We start from the raw sequence: 22,527 nt of genomic DNA, 5'->3' as shown, positions 1-22,527 counted from the left end.
GGAAAATGAGGTGAGACATGGAACGGATTTTGTGGCCAGAGTTGGCGGCGAGGAGTTTGCTGTGTTAATGGCGGAGACCAGTCTGGAAAATGCTGTTTTGTTGGCGGAGCGGCTTAGGCAGGTTGTGCTAGAGCTAAAAATACCGAATCAAGAGTCATACGTCAGCGATATTATTACCATGAGCTTTGGGGTTTCCAGCTTATCTCCTTCTGAGGAAAATAAGCCGGAAGATCTTGTTCGGTTGGCAGATGAGCAATTGTATAAAGCGAAATCTGAAGGTAGAAACCGCGTATCTTATGTTTCTTGATCTTTGAGGCTCTGAATTTTTTCAATAATAGATGTGGTTGAGCAGCCGCTTACAAAGGGCATGACGACCGTTTCTCCACCATTCGATTTAACTTCGTTGTAGCCAACGATTTTTTCGACTTGATAGTCACCGCCTTTGACAAGGTAGTCTGGCAGAATCTTTGTGATCAGCTCTATCGGCGTTTCATCTTCAAAAGGGATAACCCAGTCTACGCAACGTAAGCTTGCCAGAACCTCCATTCGCTCTTCTTGCGGGACGATGGGTCTGCTATCGCCCTTAAGCTTGCGGATTGATGTATCCGTGTTCACGCCTATTACCAGTCTGTCACCCAAAGCTGCGGCCTGTTGTAAGTAACGTATGTGGCCTGCGTGGATAAGGTCAAAGCAGCCATTGGTAAATACGATTTTTTCGCCTTCACTGCGACACAGGGGTAACTGCTTAAGCAGTTTGTCTAATGGCATTACGCCTGTTTCCAGTTTGTGTATGTGATCGCCTAGTGCTGACTGGATTTCTTCTGGCGTTACTGTTGCGGTTCCTATTTTTCCTACTGCGACACCTGCAGCAGCGTTGGCGACACGCATGGCTGTTTGGCTTTCGGCTCCAACCGCAAGAGAGGCGGCGAGAGAGGCAATAACAGTATCGCCCGCACCGGTTACATCAAATACTTCTTTTGCTTGTGTCGGGATGTGGAACGGGGCTGCATCGGTTGAGATCAGGGCCATGCCTTTTTCGCTCAGGGTGATCAGTATTGATTTGATATTTAGTTCTGAGCAGAGCTGGCCAGCTTTTTCAAAAGCTTCTTCTAGTGATTGAGTTTTGCCAACAACACCTTCCAGTTCGGAAAGATTTGGTGTCAGTATTGATGCACCAGAATAGCGGGCGAAGTCGGTTCCTTTAGGGTCAACCAGAACGGTTATGTTGCGTTTGTTGCACGCATCAATAATTGGCTGGCAATCGGTGACGGTACCTTTTGCGTAATCCGAAATAATAACAAGGTCTTGGTTGGCGACCATGTTGTTGATGTCGTTTTGGTAAAGGGTGCTGGATGTTGAATTGGGTGAGTCTTCAAAATCCAGGCGGATAAGCTGTTGGTGCTGGCTGATAATTCGAAGCTTGGTGATGGTTCTAAAGTCGGGGGTTGAGTACAGGCTGCTTTTGATTTGTGAGGCTTCCAGTATGCGCTGGACCTCGATACCCGCTTCATCGTTTCCTATTAGCCCGCAGAGTGTAACGTGACATCCGAGTGCCGACAGATTTTTGGCAACGTTGGCTGCGCCACCAAGACGGTTATCTGTATCGTTTATTCTGACAACGGGAACCGGAGCTTCGGGAGAAATTCTTGATGTCGAGCCCGACCAATATCGATCAAGCATGATGTCGCCGATGACGAGTATGTTTGCTTGACTAAAATTGGGTAACGCTTTCGTCATTGGTTTTCTCCAAGGTTGTGTTTCTTTAAGACGCTTTTGTATACGTTTAAATTTCCCTGGACCATAACATCAACAGAAAATTCTTTTTCTGCAATGCTTTTTCCATGGGCTCCCATTTGAGCTCTTAGTTCAGGGGTGGTAATCAGTTGTTGCAGAAAGTTTGTAAGCGCAGACACGTCGCCTGGCTTGATTAAAAAGCCGTTTTCGTTATGCCTGACAATTTCTGGAATGCCTCCCGCTGCGCTGCCGATAATCGGTACGCCCGCGGCTGCGGTCTGCACAAGAGAAACGCCAAGGCCTTCCATATCTGCCGGGTGAACAAGAATATCCAGATTGCCAAGCCAGTCAGATAAGTCTGACCTGAAACCGCAAAACTGAATGACTGACTCGATTTTTAGTTTTTTTGCAGACTCTTTTAACTGTTCTTCTAAGGGGCCTTTACCGAATACCAGTAGTTTTATATTTGGGTGTTTTTCTGCTAATGCTTGAATTGAGGAAAATATATAGCGGTGGCCTTTTCGGTATATCAGTTGAGCGACTATACCTATGTTTATGTTTTCGGAAGTTAGATTGAATTCCGAGTTGAAGGCTTCTTTCGATTTCGGTGATTGGTATAAATCGGCTTTAACTGCAGATCGCACACAGGTGATATGCGACTCGGGTACACCTTCACCGACCAGAACGTTTTTTATTCCTTCTGAAATCGTGATGACATGGTCGTACAGTTTGTATTTTTGTTTTGCCAGCCATTGAGGTTCCGGGTTGTCGACACGACGTGATAAGACGCAGGGTATGTGTCTTTTGTGGCAGGCTAGAGCGCCCAGAACGTCTGCGCCTCTACGGCTGTGCAAGTGTACGAGGTCTGGTTGCTCTTCTTTTAGTATCTTTAACAGTTGAAAAAGAAATTTTAAATCCAGGTCTCCGGCGCTTTTCGTGTAACGGGTTCTTATGCCCATGGATTCGCACTCAGCTCCGATTGCTGCATCTTGTGGGCAACACAGAACATTGTGCACACCGTGTTGTTGTAAGCCTTCTATGATGAACTGAACTTGTTTCGCTCCACCATACAGGTGCTTACCTGTTTCAAGGTGAAGTATTTTCATAGTGTGATTTCATCAAGGGCTTAATTTCTGCCAGAACGCGGTCAGGAGAAATCTCTCTCATGCAGTCAAAGCGCTGGTCGCAACTGGGGTTTCTTCTGCATGGTGAGCAGTCTTTTTCCAGGTAAATGACTTTACTGGTTTCATTGCCGACAAAATTATAAGGGCATGTTGACCCAAAGAGGGCGATGGTTGGCACTTTGTGTGCGTGCCCCATGTGGGTTAATCCGGTATCTACACCAATTACCAGTTTGGCGTTTTTAATTAGGTATGATGCTTCGGCCAGGCTTGTTTTTCCGGCCATGTTTATCGCGCCGCAGCTGCGAGCGATTTCTTCAGCCTTCTCTCCGTCACCCGGTCCACCCAGAATAACGGTTTTCAGTTGATAGCGGCCGCGGATTCTTAAGCATAATTGAACCCAATGATCATTAATCCAGTGTTTTTGCGGGCGTGTGGTGAAGGGGCATATGGCTAAGTAGTCGTCGCCTTCTTCTAATGTTGTGTCATCCAGCTTGGGTTTTGTGCTGTGAACGTACATTTCCCAAATACTGTCGTCGTAACCGAGTTGATTCAGTAGGTATCGATATTCGGATCCGATCAGACTTTGATCTCCCAAATCCCGCGATACCGTTTTGGTCATTAACCAGTAACTGCCCTCTTTTGAGCCGAGGCCTATGCGTTGCTTCGCTCCACTAAGGCGAGCAATGAAGCCGCTTTTAAACAAGCCCTGGAGGTCAATGGCGACATCAAACTGGTAGTTTTGAAGTTTTTCCCGAAAGCGCTTTATTTCTTGCCAAAGTTGGAAGAATTGTTTTTTCCTCCAGAGCGTCCGCCACTGTTTTTTATCCCAAACAATCACTTCATCGATATGAGGATTTTCTTTGAGTAAATCAGCGCACTCCGCCTGGGTTATCCAGACAACTTGGGTTTCAGGAGATTTTTTCTTGATCACTGACGCGACGGGGCTGGCCATGACAATATCCCCTATGGCACTTAATCTAACGATTAATATAGATTTCGCTCTCGAATGCTTTACCATAGCGGGTCTTATATATCTTGGGAGTGTTGTCGATCAGTCGATTAAGTCAGTCGGTCATTATACTGATCGACCATCAATAAGCTAACGTTGAAAACATATTTCGACAGCTTTCTTGTATTTTGGCATGTTTTGGGCGTGTAGATCGCTCAGGATCGATGGAATTATAGACACATAACTGTTCGCGTAAGGGGTTCTATGTCCTCGAAATATCACATTGGTATCGTTTCTGTTTTCTTCGACTCTCGACCTGAGGGGATTTGTACCGGAAGGCTTATTCGTGCACTTTTGGATGATGGTCATAAAATAACGCTGTTCACTTCATCCAAGTCCTCGCTTGACTATACGCATCCGAAATTGACGGTTCGATCATACCCTAGCGGTTTCCGTGAGTTCCGCTCAGTAACTGCACTATGGGCAAGATTAAATGGACATATTCCGAACAATTATTATCAATGGGGAAGAAAGGTTGCCGATACGGTTTTGAGAGGGGCTGAAGTGCCCGATGTGTTTTACGGTCGGGCATGGCCCCATGCCAGTTGGGTTCCCGCTTACGAGTTGGCGGAGAAATATAGCCGACCACTTATGCTTCACTTAAGTGACCCTTTTCCTCCCCCCAATGAGCCACAGCCTGATCAAGAGTTTCTAAAGGGCGTTCAGAAAATGGTTAGACGCGCTGACGTGGTCACTTTTACTAACCAGCAGACAATTCCTTATCAGAAAAAAAATATTTCGTTTGATCAAACTCCAACTGCAGTGTTGCCTCACGTTACTCGTGCGCCTGAGGTTTTATCTGATGTGCGCGAGGAAAAGCAGTTTTATCATATTGGTGCAGTCAGTAAATTCCGTCCCGCTGACCCTCTGTTGCAAGGGTTTGCCCTTTTTCTTGAGCAGTATCCGGATGCAACACTTAATTTTGTTGGTGCTTCAGCTAAGTATCTGGAGCCGCTCATTCACCACTATAAATTAGAGGGGCGGGCAATTATTTTACCTTATACCGATAACGTTCTTGCCAGCATGGAGAAGTCGTCTTTGCTAATTTGTCTGGATGCTAATATCGATGAGCCGGTGTTTACTCCAACAAAAATTATTGAGTATTTGACAGTTAACCGACCTGTTCTGGCAATTACGCCGCCGAATAGCCCTGTTGATATGCTGGTTGGTCGGTTTCCTGATTCTGCCGTGTCGATTACGGAATACACTGCCCAGGCTATTGCTAACGGTCTGGATGTGGCGGAAAAACTGCGGCCGGGTATGCAGTCTTATCAGGGGCGATTTGCTCAGATGGAGGGGTTTAGTGCTCAGGGTGTGGCCAATACGTTTTATGAAATTGTTGCGTCAGTTCTGAGCAATGCCGAATCTGTTTAACCCCTTCTGCGAGAAACTAACCTGAATGAAAATAGCTTTTTTCTTATCAACGTCTGGTCATAGCGGTGTTGACAGATCGATGGCGTTCTTGTTTCCCGAGTTGTGCAAGAGGGGATACAGCGTAGACTTACTTACAGTGCGTAAGCATGGCCCATATATTGATTTGGATTCTGACAACTTTCGCCGAATCGATATGGGGAGTAAACACACATTAACGTGCTTGCTTGGTGTGGTGAGCTATCTAAAAAAAGAAAAGCCTGATGTGCTTTTTGCTGATAAAGACCGAGCAAATCGAGTGGCTTTGCTGGCGGTTAGAATTGCCAAAGTAAATACCCGGGTAGTAGTGAGTTCCGGGACGATCATGTCGATTAATTTGAAAAATCGATCCTGGATGGAGGTTTTGCTACACAAGTTTTCGATGAATAAACTGTATCCGAAAGCGCATAGCATTATTGTTCCATCAATTGATGCCGCCGATGATTTAGCTGATATCACTACGCTTAGTCGAGAGCAGATCCAGGTTGTTCCTCTCCCTATTGTTGGTGAGCATGTGGATAAACAGGCTGTTGAACCTGTAGCTCACCCCTGGTTTCAGGATCAAACTGTTCCTGTGATAATTGCTGTCGGTGAGCTAAGTCCGCGTAAAGATCATGTCACATTGATAAAAGCGTTCGCCAAAGTAAGAGATAGGCGAGCGTGTCGTCTAGTTATTTTGGGGCGAGGGACAGAAAAAGCTGCGTTAGAAGCGTTGATTGCAAAACTTGGTTTGCAGGACTGTGTTGAGCTACTGGGTTTTGTGAGTAATCCCTATGCTTACATCGCAAAGTCGTCGTTGCTGGTTCATACGGCAACATTTGAAGGTTTTGGGATGGTGCTTATTGAGGCGCATTATCTTGGTGTTCCCGTTGCGGCGACGGAATGCTTGGGCGGTCCTCGTGAAATTTTGGGGTACGGCAAGCTTGGTTATCTTTCTCCCGTTGGAGACAGTGATGCGCTGGCGAAATCCATCGAGCAATCTTTAGACAGCCCCAAGTGTTCAGTTGAGGAGTTAAAGCAGGCATCTCTTCCATATACAGTGAGCAAAAGCACGGATAAATATTTGGAGTCAATGGGGTTCTGAGTAAGTCAGTTTTTTATTGACAAAGTCGACATGAATATTTTTGAAAGAGAGGGGTGAGTGATTTTTCCTCTATATTTCATGAGTTTTACGACGACAGAAAAATATATTAAAAATTCTTAAAAAAAATCTTGACTCTCCGTCATCTGAGTGTAAGATACGCCTCCTCTTGATGGCGTCGCCCAACAAGAAGCTCTTTAACAAGGTGGAAAGAATAAGTTGTAACATTGCACTTAAGTAGTGATTGAGATTAACTCAAGTACGCTTATCCGGTGTAATATCGTTGCGATTGCATTCAAACATATGTGTAGAGACACTTAGTTATCGACTGTGGGTCTTTGGCGAATTGGAGTGATTTTGCAGTATTTAATTGGTTTAGCCACTGATTAGATGAGGTCATGAAGAAGCTGAAGCAAAGCAGAATTTAATAAGTTGCGAACATTAACTTAGTCACTTGTGTTATATGGTCAAGTGAATAAGTGCACACGGTGGATGCCTTGGCAGCTGGAGGCGATGAAAGACGTAGGAGCCTGCGATAAGGCTAGGGGAGCTGGCACACAAGCTTTGATCCTAGCATTTCTGAATGGGGGAACCCACCCGCTTGCGGGTATCACTAACTGAATACATAGGTTAGTGAGGCGAACCCGGGGAACTGAAACATCTAAGTACCCGGAGGAAAAGAAATCAACCGAGATTCCCTTAGTAGCGGCGAGCGAACGGGGACCAGCCGATTCAATATGAAGTAGCAGAACATTCTGGAAAGTTTGGCAATAGAGGGTGATAGCCCCGTATGCGAAGCTTCATATTGGACATATTAAGTAGGTCGGAACACGTGATATTCTGACTGAAGATGGGGGGACCATCCTCCAAGGCTAAATACTCCCAGCTGACCGATAGTGAACCAGTACCGTGAGGGAAAGGCGAAAAGAACCCCTGTGAGGGGAGTGAAATAGAACCTGAAACCGTGTGCATACAAGCAGTGGGAGCTCTTCGGAGTGACCGCGTACCTTTTGTATAATGGGTCAGCGACTTATTGTATGTGGCAAGGTTAACCGTGTAGGGGAGCCGTAGAGAAATCGAGTCTTAATAGGGCGTGAGTCGCATGCAATAGACCCGAAACCGGGCGATCTACCCATGGGCAGGTTGAAGGTTAGGTAACACTGACTGGAGGACCGAACCCACTAACGTTGAAAAGTTAGGGGATGACCTGTGGGTCGGAGTGAAAGGCTAATCAAGCCCGGAGATAGCTGGTTCTCCCCGAAAACTATTTAGGTAGTGCGTCATGTCTCACCCTCGGGGGTAGAGCACTGTTTGGGCTAGGGGGTCATCCCGACTTACCAACCCCATGCAAACTCCGAATACCGAGGAGTGCAATCATGGCAGACAGACGGCGGGTGCTAACGTCCGTCGTCAAGAGGGCAACAACCCAGACCGCCAGCTAAGGTCCCAAATACCAATTAAGTGGGAAACGATGTGGGAAGGCTTAGACAGCTAGGAGGTTGGCTTAGAAGCAGCCACCCTTTAAAGAAAGCGTAATAGCTCACTAGTCGAGTCGGCCTGCGCGGAAGATGTAACGGGGCTAAAATTGGTAACCGAAGCTGCGGATACTTTCGAGTATGGTAGGGGAGCGTTCTGTAAGCCTGTGAAGGTGGATTGAGAAGTCTGCTGGAGGTATCAGAAGTGCGAATGCTGACATGAGTAACGATAAAGGGAGTGAAAAACTCCCTCGCCGGAAGATCAAGGTTTCCTGTCCAACGCTAATCGGGACAGGGTTAGTCGGCCCCTAAGGCGAGGCAGAAATGCGTAGTCGATGGGAAGCAGGTTAATATTCCTGCACCGACTGTTACTGCGATGGAGGGACGGAGAAGGCTAGGCAGGCGTGGCGTTGGTTGTCCACGTGAAAGCTTGTAGGCTGGGATCTTAGGCAAATCCGGGATCCTAAGGCTGAGAGGTGATGACGAGCTCTTTTTTGAGCGAAGCTGTTGATGCCCTGCTTCCAAGAAAATCTTCTAAGCTTCAGGTAACAGTTGACCGTACTCCAAACCGACACAGGTGATCAGGTAGAGAATACCAAGGCGCTTGAGAGAACTCGGGTGAAGGAACTAGGCAAAATAGTACCGTAACTTCGGGAGAAGGTACGCCGCTGACGGTGATCGGACTTGCTCCGTAAGCTGTTGGCGGTCGAAGTAACCAGGTGGCTGCGACTGTTTATTAAAAACATAGCACTCTGCAAACACGTAAGTGGACGTATAGGGTGTGACGCCTGCCCGGTGCCGGAAGGTTAATTGATGGGGTTAGCTTATGCGAAGCTCTTGATCGAAGCCCCGGTAAACGGCGGCCGTAACTATAACGGTCCTAAGGTAGCGAAATTCCTTGTCGGGTAAGTTCCGACCTGCACGAATGGCGTAACGATGGCCACGCTGTCTCCACCCGAGACTCAGTGAAATTGAAATCGCAGTTAAGATGCTGTGTTCCCGCGGCTAGACGGAAAGACCCCGTGAACCTTTACTACAGCTTTGCACTGAACTTTGAGCCTATTTGTGTAGGATAGCTGGGAGGCTTTGAAGCGTAGACGCTAGTTTACGTGGAGCCAATCTTGAAATACCAGCCTGATATGTTTGAGGTTCTAACCCAGGTCCCTTATCGGGATCGGAGACAGTGTATGGTGGGTAGTTTGACTGGGGCGGTCTCCTCCCAAAGAGTAACGGAGGAGCACGAAGGTGCGCTAATCATGGTCGGAAATCATGAGGTTAGTGTAAAGGCACAAGCGCGCTTGACTGCGAGACAGACACGTCGAGCAGGTACGAAAGTAGGTCTTAGTGATCCGGTGGTTCTGTATGGAAGGGCCATCGCTCAACGGATAAAAGGTACTCCGGGGATAACAGGCTGATACCGCCCAAGAGTTCACATCGACGGCGGTGTTTGGCACCTCGATGTCGGCTCATCACATCCTGGGGCTGAAGCCGGTCCCAAGGGTATGGCTGTTCGCCATTTAAAGTGGTACGCGAGCTGGGTTTAGAACGTCGTGAGACAGTTCGGTCCCTATCTGCCGTGGGCGTTGGAAAGTTGAGAAGAGTTGCTCCTAGTACGAGAGGACCGGAGTGAACGAACCTCTGGTGTTCCGGTTGTTTCGCCAGAAGCATTGCCGGGTAGCTACGTTCGGACGGGATAACCGCTGAAAGCATCTAAGCGGGAAGCCTCCTTCAAGATTAGCTTTCCCTGGGGCTTGACCCCCTGAAGGGCCGTTGAAGACTACGACGTTGATAGGCTGGGTGTGGAAGCGCTGTGAGGCGTTGAGCTAACCAGTACTAATTGCCCGTGAGGCTTGACCATATAACAGAACTGATTAAGTTATGTTGAAGTTAAGCAACAAAATTATTAAATAATCGAAGCTAAGTGTGACACACGCAAGAGCAAAGATATTGTCTGGATAAGCAAACCGAAAGGTAAGAGTAATCCAACACTATGAGCAAAGTTGCAAAAAACTTATTCAATCCGCCACCCTATTTAGGTAGGTAAGTGCAGTTCAATAGAACATAAGACATACACCGCCTATACAGCTTTGCCTGACGACATTAGAGCATTGGAACCACCTGATCCCATCCCGAACTCAGAAGTGAAACGATGCATCGCCGATGGTAGTGTGGGAGATCCCATGTGAGAGTAGGTCATCGTCAGGCTTCTAAATAAAGAAACCCCAGGTTCTAACGAGCCTGGGGTTTTTTGTTGTCTTTTATTAAGGGGACATTGAAGACAAATTTATTGAGGGCTACGTATGAACAATGCCCGACCTTCCAGATATTTCTTAAAACATTTGATAAATGTTTCGGTTTTTTGTTGTCGAACGTAAAACAACAAAATGGAACAATACTCTCCGTGAGTTTGGCTATTAAATGGTTTAGGATGCACCTTAATACTTTTTCCAATGCATCTAGTTAAATGAATATGGCCAAAGATAGACCAGAGATTCAACGTGTTGTGTTTATTTGTGCCTATTTGGATGGTGGCATTGGTCGAAATATTGTTCGTTTAACTAATTATTATTTGTCTTTGGGCCTTCAGGTATCTGTCTGGGTTGGAGATTTGTCTCGTGGTTACAAAGACGAGATTGAAGATCAGAATGCTATTGTGGAACTGAAAACCACCCACCAGTTTACGGGTGTATTCGAAACCGTCCGTTTGATTAATCGTTTCAAGCCAGATGCAATTATCATCGCCAACGAACGTTTAGGTCGCTTGTGCTACAACGCTTGTAAACTCAGCACAAGTAAGCCTCTCCTCATTCCACAAGTCCATAATATCCACAGTCAAGAGTACCTTCCTTTATCTCAAAAAAAGCGGGAAAAACGTATTGCCAGAATGGCTAAGCTTTATCCTAAGCTGGATGGGATTATCGCGGTATCAAAAGCCGCAGCGACAGATCTGAGCGAAATTACTGGGATTGCATTTCAGAAAATTGATTACATTCTTAACCCGGTTTTTGATAAAAACCTGGAGCAAAAGTTAGCGGAATATAACGAGAGGATTGAGTTTAAAAAGCCAACAATTATTACTGTTGGACACATTGTTGAACAAAAAAATATGACTTTTCTCATCGACAGTTTTGACATTGTGCGAAAAGAGAAGGATTGCCAACTAGTTATTATCGGTGATGGACCCGAGGGCGATGCAGTGAGGCGTCGCGCTGACGAGTCAGTGTTTTCGCAGGATATCACGATGTTAGGGCACAAAAATAATCCATTTCCTTATATTAGTGCGTCCCAAGTTTTTGCAATGTCGTCTTCTTTTGAAGGGTTTGGAAATGTGGTTGTGGAAGCATTGGCCAGTGGTACACCCGTAGTCTCAACACCCTGCGGTGGGCCGGAGGAAATACTTCTTGAGGATTTTCTCGGAGAGGTTGTCAGTACATTTGACCCTGCTTGTTATGCTAAAGCATTACTATCCTGGTTGGACAAATCTACGGACCGAAATAAGTTAAAACAATACGCCGCAGAGCACTTTTCCGTACCGGTAATCGGTGATCAGTATTTAAGATATATCTCTTCACTAAACGATAAACGCACAGCATAATAGCTGTTTCACTGAAATAATCATTTAAATGTCAAATCAAACTGCCCATAAGCATCTTGCCGTTCTCATATCATTCTCCGGTGCGGGAGGGGTAGAGCGCATGGTGATGAGTTTGGTCAGAGAATTTGCGCAGAAAGTCCAATCTCTTGATTTACTTGTTATTCGTGCATCAGGCCCACATTTTCGTGATATTCCAGATAACGTTAATGTTATCTCGTTAACGGCGAAACACACGCTGACAGCCATTCCCGAAATCGTAAAATATCTGAAAAACTCACAGCCTGATGCAATGTTGGTGGCGAAAGATCGTGCTGGCAGAGCTGCGTTACGGGCAAGAAGTCTGGCGGGAGTGGATACTCGAATTTGTATTCGCCTGGGCACAAACCTTTCAACAGCGCTAAAACATAAAAATCGATTTCAGGCTTGGTTAAGAACTGCGCCAATGAAGCGACTATATAAAAAAGCGGATGCGGTAATCGCGGTATCTGAAGGTGTTAGGCAAGATACTTTGTCGATCACTCAAATCAATCCAGAAAATATACACGTTATTCGTAATCCGGTAATCACTGAATCGTTCTACAGTGCAGCAGCAGAGCCCGTGCCACATGAGTGGTTAGAGGCGAATCAACCGGATGTCATTATGGGTATCGGGCGCCTTAGCGTACAAAAAGATTTTGAAACGCTTATTAAAGCGTTTCATATCGTAAAGCAGAAAAGGGATGTTCGGTTGATTATTCTGGGAGATGGCTCCCTCAGAAAAGATTTGGAAATACTGGTTGCAAATTTGAAGCTTCAGGATTCTGTTTTGATGCCTGGCTTTCAAGCCAATCCAGGGGCGTGGTTGTCGCGTGCAAGTGTGTTTGTATTGTCTTCCCGTTGGGAGGGGTCACCCAATGCGTTATCTGAAGCGCTGGCGCTCGGTGTGCCTTCTGTTTCTACTCGCTGCCCTAGTGGTCCAAATGAAGTTTTGGACGAAGGCAAATACGGTCCATTAATTGAAATGGGCGATTATCAGGATATGGCTACGCAAATTATGTCGACTTTGGATCACCCGTTATCTTCGACAGAGTTACAAGAAGCCGTGAAAGAATACCATTCGCCGATCAGCGCAGCGCGTTATCTGGCGCTTCTGTTAGGGAAATAATTCACGTGTGTGGAATAGCTGGTGGTATCACTTGGCAAGGTCATTTTCCTACTGACAAGCTAGAAAAGTCAGTCGCGACTTTATATCACCGCGGACCAGACGAGTCCGATATCTTCTCACTGGATCGCCTGGGCCTGGCGCATTCCCGGTTGTCCATTATTGATTTGGAAGGTGGCAAACAGCCGCTGCAAAATGCAGAAAAGACCCTGCATCTGGTGGCGAACGGCGAAGTTTATAATTACATCGAAATCCGCGATCAAATAGATTCGTCAATCCTCGGAAGTACATTAAGCCGGTCGGATTCGGAAGCGATACTGCAGGTGTATCAACAGTTTGGTTTGGACGGGTTTAATCGTTTAAATGGTATGTACGCGTTCGCCTTATACGATAGTCAAACCGAAGAACTGATTCTTTGTCGAGACCGTCTAGGCATTAAACCGCTTTTTTATGCGGAAACATCCGAAGGCGTTTTTTTTGCTTCCGAGATAAAAGCGTTACTACCTTTACTGGATTCTTCGCCAGAGATACATGACGAATCGCTTATTCACTTCTTTCAGTACCAGTTTAATACCGGTCGGGAGACCATATTCCGCGGTATATCGCGAGTATTGCCCGGTGAATACTTGGTGGTTGCCAACGGCGGAGTTCGCCATGAGAAGTACTGGGATGCCTCTGCTGTTACCCCGCAAGAAATTGATTATGAGGATGCAGTAACTGCGTTTGAGCCGTTGTTTGATCAAGTCATGACCGAGCATATGCGAGCGGATGTCCCTTTCGGGTTGTTCCTTTCTGGTGGTATTGACTCATCCTTGTTGTTGGCAGAGTTAGCTAAGCGTAAAGGGCAGGGATTAAAAACATATTCTATTGGTTACTCTGGGACAACACTGAAAGACGAAGTTCAAGACGCCGAAATACTGGCAAAACATTTTGGCGCGGATCATCAATCTATTCGTGTTGGTCGCGATGATTTGTTTCAACGTATTGTGTATAGCATCTGGGCCGCAGACGACTTAATGCGAGATTACGCATCGTTACCGACATCGCTGTTATCGGAAGTTGCTGGAAAAGAATTAAAAGTGGTGTTTTCCGGTGAAGGTGGTGACGAATCCTTCGCGGGCTATCGGCGCTATGCGCCCACTTTAGAAAACAAACTCAAGTCGATGATCTTTGGTGCCGGGGGAATAAAAACCCGAGGCCAATGGAATCGCACCGCTCAAGCGCAAGTCTTTCCAGATAGAATTAAACAAATTGATATTCGCGCGCACTACACCCAGTTATGGAAATCATTACCCAAAAACTGGAGCCGGATGCAAAAAGCACAGTATGTAGATCTGGTGAGCGCATTGCCTGACAACTTATTTGTCAAAGCCGACAGGATGATGATGTCCTTCAGCCTGGAAGGGCGAGTGCCTTTTGCGGATCACCGAATTGTGGAGTTTGGTTTATCACTGCCGGATGAGTTGAAATACCCGGCCAAAAGAGGGAAGTGGTTTGTCCGTCAGTGGGCGAATAAAGTGTTGCCTCGTGAGCATTTACAAAAGCCGAAAAAAGGTTTTTATGTTCCCGTTCGGGAATGGATGACCGGTGATTTTGTTGATCAGCTTGGACAAAAGCTATGTTCAAATCCAGGAATCAAAGCCCATTTGTCCGTTGAGGGTGTAAAATCCGTGATTCATTCTCACCAGAACGGACAGAACCTGTCCCGGGAAATATGGGGATTAATGCAATTTGCAATTTGGTACCGGTTATTTGTCGAGCAGCCAGCTCGGGCGCCATCGCCGATAGAAAACCCGCTAGACTGGGTTTAATCATCTTTAGAGAAAACTATGTTACTTTCCCATAAATATAATTTTTTATTTGTTCATATTGCTAAAACCGGTGGTACGAGTGTGCGCGCGGCGTTGAATACCTTGCGTTGGAAAGACCCTATGTACTATTTGATGTGGCCCGCACATAAAATTAGCGGTTTGACCGGCCATAAACTGGGTATGAAATTCCCCCGGCATTCACACATTATTGCCGCTAAAGAAATGCTGCCAGAAGAGTTTTTTAATCAGTTATATAAGTTTGCCTTTGTTAGAAACCCTTGGGATTTGCAAGTAAGTTCGTTCCACCATATACAGCGAGAACGCCCTCAGTTTATGAATGGTATAACGGATTTTAACGAGTTTATGCGCTGGAAGTTTAACCCGGAGCGCCCCTATCAATATCATATTGATACGTCACTATCTCTTCAGTCAGATTATCTGGTGGACTTACACGGTAATTCGCAGATGGACTTTATTGGCAGGTATGAGCGAATAGAGGAGGATTTCAAAGCGGTCTGTGATCATATTGGTGTCTCAATAAGTTTGCCCCATAAACGTAAAGGTAAGCGTGGTAAGGACTATCGAGAGTATTTTGCCGACGACACAGCGGAAATGGTCGCTAAGCATTTTGCGAAGGATATTGAGATGTTGGCATATAATTATGACCAACCTAACGTCTAGCTGAACAAAATATATACTAGAGTGGCATAATCGTTTCAAAAACACGTTTAGATGTTCCGTTAGTCCGGTCAGTTCATCTTTAAATAGGCGGTTTTTGATGTCTTCCCCGTACAACGCTGCTCTCTCGGGCGAATTAGGCCTTGACTGGGATTGCTAATACTGAAAAACTCCCCATAAACTACTGAATATAAATACAGATATGCAGACCATTCTTGGGATAGATCCCGGGTCAAGAAAAACAGGGTTTGGGGTGATCACAGTGCAAAGTGGCAAGCTGGCGTATGTTTCCAGCGGCGTTATTCGCATCCCCGAAACCTACTTGTTGCCAGAGCGATTAAAGCTCATCTTTGATTCTGTCTCTGAAGTTATTCACACATATTCTCCCAATGAATTCGCCATTGAACAGGTTTTTATGTCAAAAAGTGCGGGTTCCGCGCTTAAACTTGGCCAGGCGCGGGGCGCGGCTATAGTTGCGGCAATGAATTGTGATTTACCTGTTGCTGAGTATGAAGCGCGAAAAGTAAAACAATCTGTGGTCGGAACCGGGGCTGCCGACAAATTCCAAGTCCAGCATATGGTGAAAACCATGCTTGGCTTGACTAAAACCCCACAAGAAGACGCGGCGGATGCACTTGCTGTTGCTATATGCCATGCAAACACCCAAAAACACCTTATTAGTCTTGCCGGGCGTGGTCGCTATAAAGCCGGACGCCTTCGTTAATTGGTATAGGTCAGAATTATGATTGGTTTCCTTTCCGGAACATTAATTGAAAAGCTTGCGCCTTGGCTTTTGGTCGATGTAAACGGGGTTGGCTACGAAGTGCAGTCACCCATGACCACGTTCTTCCAGCTGCCCGCAGCCGGGGAATCTGTGACACTGTATACCCACTTTTCGGTCAGTGAAAACGCACAGCAGCTTTTTGGCTTTATCAATAAAAAAGACCGTGAACTATTTCGTCTGTTAATCAAAATTAACGGAGTCGGCCCGAAAATGGCTGTGGGTATTATGTCCATGGAAACGACCGATTTTGTTCGTTGTGTGATGCAAGATAATGTCTCTGCTTTGGTTAAAGTACCGGGAGTGGGTAAGAAAACCGCGGAACGTTTAATCATCGAAATGAGAGACAAGCTTAAAGGATGGGGAGAGGCTGCGGAGCCCGCTCAAGCAGGGATTATTAATATCGAACATAATAACCCGCTGGACCCCAATACTTTGATTGCCGATGCGGAAGCAGCTTTGGTTGCCTTGGGGTATAAGCCCACCGATGCAGCCAAAGTGGTTGCGAGTTCATATACGAGCGACGTTCAAACCAGTGAAGAGCTTATTCGGCTTGCATTGAGATCCATGTTACCAGCGTAAACTACGAGCTATTCCATGATTGAAGAAGATCGCATTATCAGTGGCGGAGCAAAACCCAAGGAAGAGATGCTCGATCGCGCTGTTCGCCCAAAAACCTTAAAAGACTACATCGGGCAGCCTGTTGTTAAGGAGCAGATGGATATCTTTATCCATGCTGCCAAGGGCCGTGGTGAAGCGCTTGATCATACGTTGGTATTTGGCCCTCCCGGTTTGGGTAAAACCACCTTGGCCAATATTATCGCGGCGGAAATGGGCGTAGACCTGAAAACCACATCTGGTCCAGTGCTGGAAAAAGCAGGTGATTTAGCTGCGATGATGACCAACCTTGAACCGGGTGATGTGTTATTTATTGATGAAATCCACCGTTTGAGCGCCGTGGTCGAAGAGGTTCTCTACCCGGCGATGGAAGACTTCCAGCTTGATATCATGATTGGTGAAGGCCCTGCGGCGCGCTCAATTAAAATCGATCTGCCGCCATTTACTTTGGTTGGTGCAACTACTCGGGCGGGGCTGCTTACTTCTCCGTTGCGGGATCGGTTTGGTATCGTACAGCGTCTGGAGTTTTACAATGTGGAAGACCTGACTCATATCGTGAAACGCTCGGCCTCGCTTATGGGCATTCAAATGGAGCCGGAAGGGGCTTTCGAAGTCGCCCGAAGAGCCAGGGGAACCCCCAGAATTGCCAACCGTTTGCTTCGTCGTGTTCGCGACTTTTCGGAAGTAAAAGGCGATGGGATTGTGACCTCGGACTTGGCTGACAGAGCATTGAATATGCTTGGTGTTGATCATCAAGGGTTCGATCACATGGATAGACGTTTGATTCTCTCCATGATTGAAAAATTTGAAGGCGGCCCGGTTGGTGTAGATAATCTGGCGGCGGCCATTAGCGAAGAGCGGGATACCATCGAAGATGTATTGGAACCCTACTTGATACAGCAAGGGTATGTTATCCGCACACCAAGAGGGCGTATGGCCACGCAACTTGCCTACGATCATTTTGGTTTAACCCCAAAGAAGAACGATTAACGAACTATTCAGAGTTGTTGTGACAAACGAATTTTCTATCAATATCCGGGTCTATATCGAAGATACTGATGCCGGGGGGATTGTTTACTATCCCAATTATTTGAAATTTATGGAGCGTTCCCGCACCGAATTTTTACGGGAGCTGGGTTTTCCCAAAGCGGCTTTTATTGCCGATGGTTTTTTGGTTGTGGTGGCTTCAGCACAGATTGATTACCGACGTTCAGCTAAACTGGATGACGAAATTCAGGTGACAACCTTTCCCGAAAAAGTGAAACGCGGTTCAATAATAATGCACCAAAAGGTTTTACGTGATGGGCAAGTCCTGGCTGAAGGACGTGTACGAGTTGCCTGTATTAATGAACAAACTGCAGAACCTGCTCCATTACCCACAGAGTTGGTGTTGCAACTGAATAAATATCTCGAGGAGTTTTCTGCATGAGCCAGGAACCGCTTTCCATTTTCCATTTGATCGCTAATGCCAGCCTTTTGGTGCAGATGGTGATGTTAATGTTATTTCTTGCATCGGTTGTGTCCTGGGTGATGATCGTGCAGCGGGGTATCTACCAGACTCGTGCTAAAGCGGCCTTTGATGCGTTCGAAAGACAGTTTTGGTCTGGTATTGATCTAACCCAGTTGTATCGTCAGGGAAACAGTAAGGCTAATCAAAATAACTCTGGCGGAGTGGAAAATATTTTCCGCGCGGGATTCAAGGAGTTTTCCCGTTTACGTCAGCAATCGGGGACCGAACCGGATGCCATTATGGAAGGCACGCAGAGATCAATGCGGGTTGCTCTTGCGCGGGAAGAAGAAAAGCTGGAGGCCAATCTACCTTTTCTCGCCAGCGTCGCATCGGTGAGCCCTTATATCGGACTGTTTGGCACCGTATGGGGAATCATGAATTCGTTCCGCGGTTTGGCCAATGTGCAGCAAGCAACTTTGGCTACGGTTGCTCCGGGTATTTCCGAAGCGCTAGTGGCTACCGCGATGGGATTGTTTGCTGCTATTCCTGCGGTACTTGCTTACAACCGCTTTTCGGCTCGAGCAGAGTCATTGAGCGGTAAATACGAAACCTTTGCCGAAGAGTTTTCTTCTATCTTACACCGCCAAGTGCATTCAAAACCTTAAAGGTCGTTCAACATGGCATCCAAGAAAAAGAAACCTATGGCGGAGATCAATGTGGTTCCCTACATTGATGTGATGTTGGTTTTATTGGTTATTTTTATGGTAACCGCGCCTTTGCTTATGCAAGGAGTGAAAGTTGATCTACCGCAGGCGCCATCTTCACCTTTAGACAATAAAGATGAAGAGCCGCTTATTGTTTCAGTCAAAACAGATGGCACACTCTATATAAACCTGGGGGGAAAGCAGGAACAGTCAAAGCCCATTGGTGAAATTCAAGAGACCGTCAGCAAAGTGTTGCGTCAAAAGCCGGAAACACCGGTGCTTGTATGGGGTGATCATAAAGTGGATTATGGAATCGTGGTGAACTTGATGACGGCTTTGCAACAAGCTGGAGCCTCTTCTGTCGGTCTTGTTACTGATCCTCCTAAGTAGATACCGTGTTACAGATCCGTACCTATATTATTCCTGTTCTGGTTAGCCTGCTCATTCATGCCGGGGTTTTGGCTCTGCTTGGTTTTAACTGGAACCCGCAAAATCCTACCCGAAAAATCGAGCGCCCAAATTTTGTAAAAGCCCAGCTGGTCGAACTAAAAGAAAAGGCTCCCAAAAAAGTTGCGAAGAAGCAGCCTAAAAAAGTGGACTTGACTAAGCGACGTCTTGAACAGCAAAGGCAAAAAAAACTGGCTGAGCAAAAGAAACAAGCTGCACTGAAAAAGAAACAAGAAGACGCCAAGCGCAAAACGGAAGAAGAGAGAAAGCGCAAAGAAGCGTTAGCTAAGAAAGAAGCTGAGGCGCGTGCGCGAGAACAAGAGTTACAGCGGTTGCAAATGCAGCAGGAGCTTGAACAAGCTATTGCTGAAGAGGAGCAACTATTAGCTGAAGTGGAATTTGAAAATGAAGCTCAAAGCTATGTGTCAGCAATTACTCAACGCATAGAGCAAAACTGGAGTCGGCCGCCATCTGCGCGTACAGGAATGCAGTGTGAATTATTGATACAATTAGTGCCGACAGGGCAGGTCGTTGAAGTAAACATCATTAAGAGCAGCGGTAACCCTGCCTTTGATCGTTCTGCTGAACAGGCAGTAAAAAAAGTGGATCGCTTTCCAGAAATTCGGGAGATGCCCCCCGAAGTGTTTGAACGATATTATCGAAAGTTAAGATTAGTATTTAACCCACAGGACTTAAGGCAGTGAGAAATCAAATGCATAAAATTGGCCTTTTCCTCTGTGCAATGGTGCTTGCCTTGGGCGCGCGTGCAGAGCTGACCATCGAAATCACACAAGGTGTTGATAACCCCACTCCCATTGCTGTTGTTCCTTTTGGTGGCGCACAAAATGTTCAGGAAGACCTGACGCAAATTATATCTGCGGACTTAATGCGAAGTGGTTTGTTTCATGCGATACCACAAAGAGATATGTTGTCATTTCCGAAAAAAGAATCGGAAATTTATTATCGCGATTGGCGTGTGCTCGGTGCAAACTATTTAGTGGTTGGTGATCTGCAGAAATCTCCGACAGGTTTTGTGCTTGAATATCAGTTATATGATGTTATTGCGCAACGAAGAGTATTGAGTCGAACAGTAACCGGCAGCGATACGCAGGTAAGAGACATTGCGCATTTAGTCAGTGATGAAGTTTACCAATCGATTACCGGAATAAAAGGCGCTTTTTCTACTAAAATACTTTACGTTGAAGATTTGGGGAAATCTGTTCAAAAGCGTTATCGCATAGTGTTGGCTGATGCCGATGGTGCGCGCGATAAGGTTTTATTTTCATCTTCGGAGCCTTTGTTATCCCCAACCTGGTCCAACGATATGCGTTATGTGGCTTATGTTTCATTTGAAACATCCCGGCCAGCCATTTTTAGGCAGAATATTCGCACAGGGGAGCGAGAACAGCTCACAAATTTCAGAGGCTTGAACGGTGCTCCGGCATTTTCGCCTGATGACACCAAATTGGCGATGGTTTTGTCAAAAGACGGTAATCCAGAGATTTATACATTGGAGATAGCAACGAAAAAGCTTCGTCGTGTGACGCAGACATCAAGTAGCGTCATTGACACCGAGCCGAATTGGACAGAAGATGGAAAAGGAATTATTTTTACCTCCAATCGCGGGGGGAATCCACAGATTTACCAAATCCATCTTGCAAGTGGCCGCACAGAGCGCTTAACCTTTGAGGGGGATTATAACGCTCGGCCAAGAGTTTCGCCGGATGGTAAAAGTTTGGTCATGGTTCATCGGGAAAATGGCATCTTCCATATCGCCTGGCAAGATATTGCATCGGGGGATATGCGCATTTTAACGGAAACTTGGCTTGACGAATCTCCCAGTATAGCGCCTAATGGCGCGATGTTGCTGTATGCGACTCAGCACAATAATAAGGGAGTCTTAGCGGCAGTTTCTTTGGATGCTGGTGTAAAATACAGATTACCTTCTAAGCGAGGGGATGTTCGAGAACCCGCATGGTCTCCGTTCATCAAGTAGCTGAATGGGTTTTGGTGCTTTTATATACAATTTGGAGTGACAACAATGACAAAAACATTAAAAATTTTCTTGGCAATGATTGCGGTTATGAGTCTGCTGGCGGGGTGTAGCTCAAATACTCAAGTTGAAGACGACGCTTCAGCAACAGATTCTGCTACTGAGTCTACCGATCAAGGTGCTGGTGCGGATCTTGATGGCGCTAATTCTATGGAGAATGCGGTTGACCTTTCTGGCGTTGACACAGTTTTCTACTTTGACTTTGACCAATCCATTCTTCGTTCCGAATCACGTTCTGCGCTTATGCTTCACGCTGAAGCGTTAAAAGCTGAGCCACGTAATGTTCGTTTAGAAGGTCACGCTGATGAGCGTGGAAGCCGTGAGTACAACATGGCTCTAGGTGAGCGTCGTGCTAACGCTGTTCGTGATTTCCTAGTACTTCAAGGTGTGGATTCCAACCTTATCGAAACTGTAAGTTACGGTGAAGAGCGTCCAGCAGAAGTCGGTAGCTACGATTCTGCATGGTCAAAAAATCGTCGCGTTGAACTTAAATAAGCGCGTTTGATTCAAAGAGTGTAGGTTTACCTGCACTTTTATTTCTGAAGGGGGCTAAGGCCCCCTTTGTGCATTGATTACCTTTCAAGACTTAAAGCGAAACGTGAACATGCCTAGTAGATTTATACTGTTTTTTTCTGCGTTACTTATTAGTTTTTCTGTTACCGCTGTTGAAGTTATTGACCGCTATCCCGATGGGGAAGAGCGTCAGTCTCAACGGCAACCTCAGGCTGTGACTCAAGCGCCAATGCCTGCACAATCGCCAGCAGAAGCGACAAACCTCGCCGAGCTTTATTACCAATTGCAGGTAGTGCAACAGGAGGTGTTACAGCTTCGTGGTCAGGTTGAAGAACAAGCTCATCAGATTAAAAAGCTAAAGCAGCAACGGCTTGACGATTATATCGATCTTGATCGACGTCTTAGCCAATTAGGTCAGCCGGGCAGTGGGCGACCGGTATTGTCTTCTTCTACTGATAGCCAGACTTCGAATAGTTCTACTGCAAGTGGTGGGGCGCAGGCTTCTGAGCTGCAAAGCTATCGCTCTGCTATTGATCTTGTTTTAAAGCAGCAAAAGTATGACCAGGCGGCTGATGCATTAATGCAGCATCTGAAAGATTACCCTAGTGGGCGTTATGCCGCGAATGCTCAGTATTGGCTGGGGGAGATTTATCTGCTGAAAAATGAGCTTGAGACCGCTCGCCAGTGGTTTACCAAGTTACTAAGCACTTACCCTGATCACAACAAAGTGCCTGATGCCCAATTTAAACTGGGTAAGGTCCACCATTTGTTGGGGGACGATGCGAAAGCCAAAGAGTTTTTAAACAAGGCTGCGTCATCCAATTCCAGCGCTGCAAGCTTGGCTCGAGACTACTTGAAGCTAAACTTCCCGTCATAAGGCAGTAAAAATAAGACATTGAGCTG

The 22,527-nt window shown here is 46.3% G+C and carries 20 protein-coding genes and 2 rRNA genes (1 of these 22 running past the window's edge); 19 read left to right on the top strand and 3 right to left on the bottom strand.

Features of this window, described 5'->3' with window-relative positions:
* A protein-coding gene (locus tag P5V12_RS14200) for a diguanylate cyclase (RefSeq protein ID WP_316953744.1) crosses the window boundary here: on the top strand, positions 1 to 307 show its end. The gene continues 866 nt to the left of window position 1, outside the view; 307 of the gene's 1,173 nt are visible here — the last part of the coding sequence; its start codon lies beyond the left edge, outside the window; the stop codon is at positions 305 to 307.
* On the opposite strand, the gene hldE is transcribed toward P5V12_RS14200, so the two are convergent.
* The 3 genes from hldE to P5V12_RS14185 are packed head-to-tail and all read right to left on the bottom strand — an operon-like array spanning position 295 to position 3,810.
* Complete coding sequence (gene hldE, locus P5V12_RS14195; RefSeq protein WP_316953743.1) at positions 295 to 1,737, bottom strand: bifunctional D-glycero-beta-D-manno-heptose-7-phosphate kinase/D-glycero-beta-D-manno-heptose 1-phosphate adenylyltransferase HldE; 1,443 nt, start codon at positions 1,735 to 1,737, stop codon at positions 295 to 297. The two genes, P5V12_RS14200 and hldE, sit on opposite strands and share 13 nt — an antisense overlap.
* Positions 1,734 to 2,840 (bottom strand): glycosyltransferase, encoded by a 1,107-nt coding sequence (locus P5V12_RS14190; protein ID WP_316953742.1) that lies wholly within the window; start codon positions 2,838 to 2,840, stop codon positions 1,734 to 1,736. The genes hldE and P5V12_RS14190 overlap by 4 nt, the downstream gene beginning before the upstream one ends.
* Positions 2,821 to 3,810, bottom strand: a complete 990-nt coding sequence (locus tag P5V12_RS14185) for a glycosyltransferase family 9 protein (RefSeq protein WP_316953741.1) — start codon at positions 3,808 to 3,810, stop codon at positions 2,821 to 2,823. Before P5V12_RS14185 ends, P5V12_RS14190 begins: the two co-directional genes overlap by 20 nt.
* 261 nt (positions 3,811 to 4,071) lie before the next feature.
* Between P5V12_RS14185 and P5V12_RS14180 the strand changes: the two genes are divergently transcribed.
* The 18 genes from P5V12_RS14180 to ybgF all read left to right on the top strand — a co-directional run bounded on the left by P5V12_RS14180 (position 4,072) and on the right by ybgF (position 22,501).
* Positions 4,072 to 5,241 carry a hypothetical protein gene (locus P5V12_RS14180; RefSeq protein WP_316953740.1) on the top strand — a complete coding sequence of 390 codons (1,170 nt, stop codon included), beginning with the start codon at positions 4,072 to 4,074 and terminating at the stop codon, positions 5,239 to 5,241.
* A gap of 25 nt (positions 5,242 to 5,266) precedes the next feature.
* Complete coding sequence (locus P5V12_RS14175) at positions 5,267 to 6,361, top strand: glycosyltransferase (protein ID WP_316953739.1); 1,095 nt, start codon at positions 5,267 to 5,269, stop codon at positions 6,359 to 6,361.
* A gap of 462 nt (positions 6,362 to 6,823) precedes the next feature.
* Positions 6,824 to 9,691: ribosomal RNA gene (locus P5V12_RS14170) — 23S ribosomal RNA — on the top strand.
* Positions 9,692 to 9,923: 232 nt separating this feature from the next.
* Positions 9,924 to 10,038, top strand: a 5S ribosomal RNA gene (gene rrf, locus P5V12_RS14165).
* A gap of 265 nt (positions 10,039 to 10,303) precedes the next feature.
* Positions 10,304 to 11,428 carry a glycosyltransferase gene (locus P5V12_RS14160; protein WP_316953738.1) on the top strand — a complete coding sequence of 375 codons (1,125 nt, stop codon included), beginning with the start codon at positions 10,304 to 10,306 and terminating at the stop codon, positions 11,426 to 11,428.
* A gap of 28 nt (positions 11,429 to 11,456) precedes the next feature.
* Positions 11,457 to 12,572 (top strand): glycosyltransferase, encoded by a 1,116-nt coding sequence (locus P5V12_RS14155; protein ID WP_316953737.1) that lies wholly within the window; start codon positions 11,457 to 11,459, stop codon positions 12,570 to 12,572.
* A gap of 5 nt (positions 12,573 to 12,577) precedes the next feature.
* On the top strand, positions 12,578 to 14,380 hold the full coding sequence (asnB, locus tag P5V12_RS14150) for an asparagine synthase (glutamine-hydrolyzing) (RefSeq protein WP_316953736.1): 1,803 nt from the start codon (positions 12,578 to 12,580) through the stop codon (positions 14,378 to 14,380).
* Positions 14,381 to 14,398: 18 nt separating this feature from the next.
* Positions 14,399 to 15,061 (top strand): sulfotransferase family 2 domain-containing protein, encoded by a 663-nt coding sequence (locus tag P5V12_RS14145; RefSeq protein WP_316953735.1) that lies wholly within the window; start codon positions 14,399 to 14,401, stop codon positions 15,059 to 15,061.
* A gap of 199 nt (positions 15,062 to 15,260) precedes the next feature.
* A complete protein-coding gene (ruvC, locus tag P5V12_RS14140; protein WP_316953734.1) occupies positions 15,261 to 15,782 on the top strand; it encodes a crossover junction endodeoxyribonuclease RuvC in 522 nt (173 codons plus the stop codon).
* Positions 15,783 to 15,800: 18 nt separating this feature from the next.
* Entirely contained in the window at positions 15,801 to 16,421 is a 621-nt protein-coding gene (ruvA, locus tag P5V12_RS14135) for a Holliday junction branch migration protein RuvA (RefSeq protein WP_316953733.1), read from the top strand.
* Positions 16,422 to 16,436: 15 nt separating this feature from the next.
* Positions 16,437 to 17,447, top strand: coding sequence for a Holliday junction branch migration DNA helicase RuvB (gene ruvB, locus P5V12_RS14130; RefSeq protein ID WP_316953732.1), 1,011 nt, complete (start codon positions 16,437 to 16,439; stop codon positions 17,445 to 17,447).
* Positions 17,448 to 17,466: 19 nt separating this feature from the next.
* Positions 17,467 to 17,886, top strand: a complete 420-nt coding sequence (gene ybgC / locus P5V12_RS14125) for a tol-pal system-associated acyl-CoA thioesterase (RefSeq protein WP_316953731.1) — start codon at positions 17,467 to 17,469, stop codon at positions 17,884 to 17,886.
* Entirely contained in the window at positions 17,883 to 18,572 is a 690-nt protein-coding gene (gene tolQ, locus P5V12_RS14120; protein ID WP_316953730.1) for a protein TolQ, read from the top strand. The genes ybgC and tolQ overlap by 4 nt, the downstream gene beginning before the upstream one ends.
* A 12-nt stretch (positions 18,573 to 18,584) precedes the next feature.
* Positions 18,585 to 19,001, top strand: coding sequence for a protein TolR (gene tolR, locus P5V12_RS14115; protein WP_316953729.1), 417 nt, complete (start codon positions 18,585 to 18,587; stop codon positions 18,999 to 19,001).
* Positions 19,002 to 19,006: 5 nt separating this feature from the next.
* Positions 19,007 to 19,762, top strand: a complete 756-nt coding sequence (tolA, locus tag P5V12_RS14110) for a cell envelope integrity protein TolA (protein WP_316953728.1) — start codon at positions 19,007 to 19,009, stop codon at positions 19,760 to 19,762.
* Positions 19,763 to 19,770: 8 nt separating this feature from the next.
* Positions 19,771 to 21,054, top strand: coding sequence for a Tol-Pal system beta propeller repeat protein TolB (gene tolB / locus P5V12_RS14105; RefSeq protein WP_316953727.1), 1,284 nt, complete (start codon positions 19,771 to 19,773; stop codon positions 21,052 to 21,054).
* 45 nt (positions 21,055 to 21,099) lie between these two features.
* The gene (gene pal, locus P5V12_RS14100) at positions 21,100 to 21,606 is read left to right on the top strand and encodes a peptidoglycan-associated lipoprotein Pal (protein WP_316953726.1); all 507 of its coding nucleotides are present in this window, start codon (positions 21,100 to 21,102) and stop codon (positions 21,604 to 21,606) included.
* A 109-nt stretch (positions 21,607 to 21,715) separates the two neighbouring features.
* Positions 21,716 to 22,501, top strand: coding sequence for a tol-pal system protein YbgF (gene ybgF / locus P5V12_RS14095; protein WP_316953725.1), 786 nt, complete (start codon positions 21,716 to 21,718; stop codon positions 22,499 to 22,501).
* Positions 22,502 to 22,527 lie beyond the last annotated feature (26 nt).

It is taken from the genome of Teredinibacter sp. KSP-S5-2 (assembly GCF_032773895.1).
Lineage (GTDB): Bacteria > Pseudomonadota > Gammaproteobacteria > Pseudomonadales > Cellvibrionaceae.
The sequence above is the reverse complement of the archived record's forward strand: the minus strand, read 5'-3'. Positions and strand labels throughout refer to the sequence as shown.

Bases quoted from the DNA above. Each gene is read 5' to 3' on its own strand.
- ruvA (WP_316953733.1), top strand. From the start codon at position 15,801: ATGATTGGTTTCCTTTCCGGAACATTAATTGAAAAGCTTGCGCCTTGG.
- ybgF (WP_316953725.1), top strand. From the start codon at position 21,716: ATGCCTAGTAGATTTATACTGTTTTTTTCTGCGTTACTTATTAGTTTT.
- P5V12_RS14190 (WP_316953742.1), bottom strand. From the start codon at position 2,840: ATGAAAATACTTCACCTTGAAACAGGTAAGCACCTGTATGGTGGAGCG.
- ruvB (WP_316953732.1), top strand. From the start codon at position 16,437: ATGATTGAAGAAGATCGCATTATCAGTGGCGGAGCAAAACCCAAGGAA.
- ruvC (WP_316953734.1), top strand. From the start codon at position 15,261: ATGCAGACCATTCTTGGGATAGATCCCGGGTCAAGAAAAACAGGGTTT.
- P5V12_RS14175 (WP_316953739.1), top strand. From the start codon at position 5,267: ATGAAAATAGCTTTTTTCTTATCAACGTCTGGTCATAGCGGTGTTGAC.
- P5V12_RS14185 (WP_316953741.1), bottom strand. From the start codon at position 3,810: ATGGCCAGCCCCGTCGCGTCAGTGATCAAGAAAAAATCTCCTGAAACC.
- tolQ (WP_316953730.1), top strand. From the start codon at position 17,883: ATGAGCCAGGAACCGCTTTCCATTTTCCATTTGATCGCTAATGCCAGC.
- P5V12_RS14160 (WP_316953738.1), top strand. From the start codon at position 10,304: ATGGCCAAAGATAGACCAGAGATTCAACGTGTTGTGTTTATTTGTGCC.
- P5V12_RS14145 (WP_316953735.1), top strand. From the start codon at position 14,399: ATGTTACTTTCCCATAAATATAATTTTTTATTTGTTCATATTGCTAAA.
- pal (WP_316953726.1), top strand. From the start codon at position 21,100: ATGACAAAAACATTAAAAATTTTCTTGGCAATGATTGCGGTTATGAGT.
- tolB (WP_316953727.1), top strand. From the start codon at position 19,771: ATGCATAAAATTGGCCTTTTCCTCTGTGCAATGGTGCTTGCCTTGGGC.
- hldE (WP_316953743.1), bottom strand. From the start codon at position 1,737: ATGACGAAAGCGTTACCCAATTTTAGTCAAGCAAACATACTCGTCATC.
- tolR (WP_316953729.1), top strand. From the start codon at position 18,585: ATGGCATCCAAGAAAAAGAAACCTATGGCGGAGATCAATGTGGTTCCC.
- P5V12_RS14180 (WP_316953740.1), top strand. From the start codon at position 4,072: ATGTCCTCGAAATATCACATTGGTATCGTTTCTGTTTTCTTCGACTCT.
- P5V12_RS14155 (WP_316953737.1), top strand. From the start codon at position 11,457: ATGTCAAATCAAACTGCCCATAAGCATCTTGCCGTTCTCATATCATTC.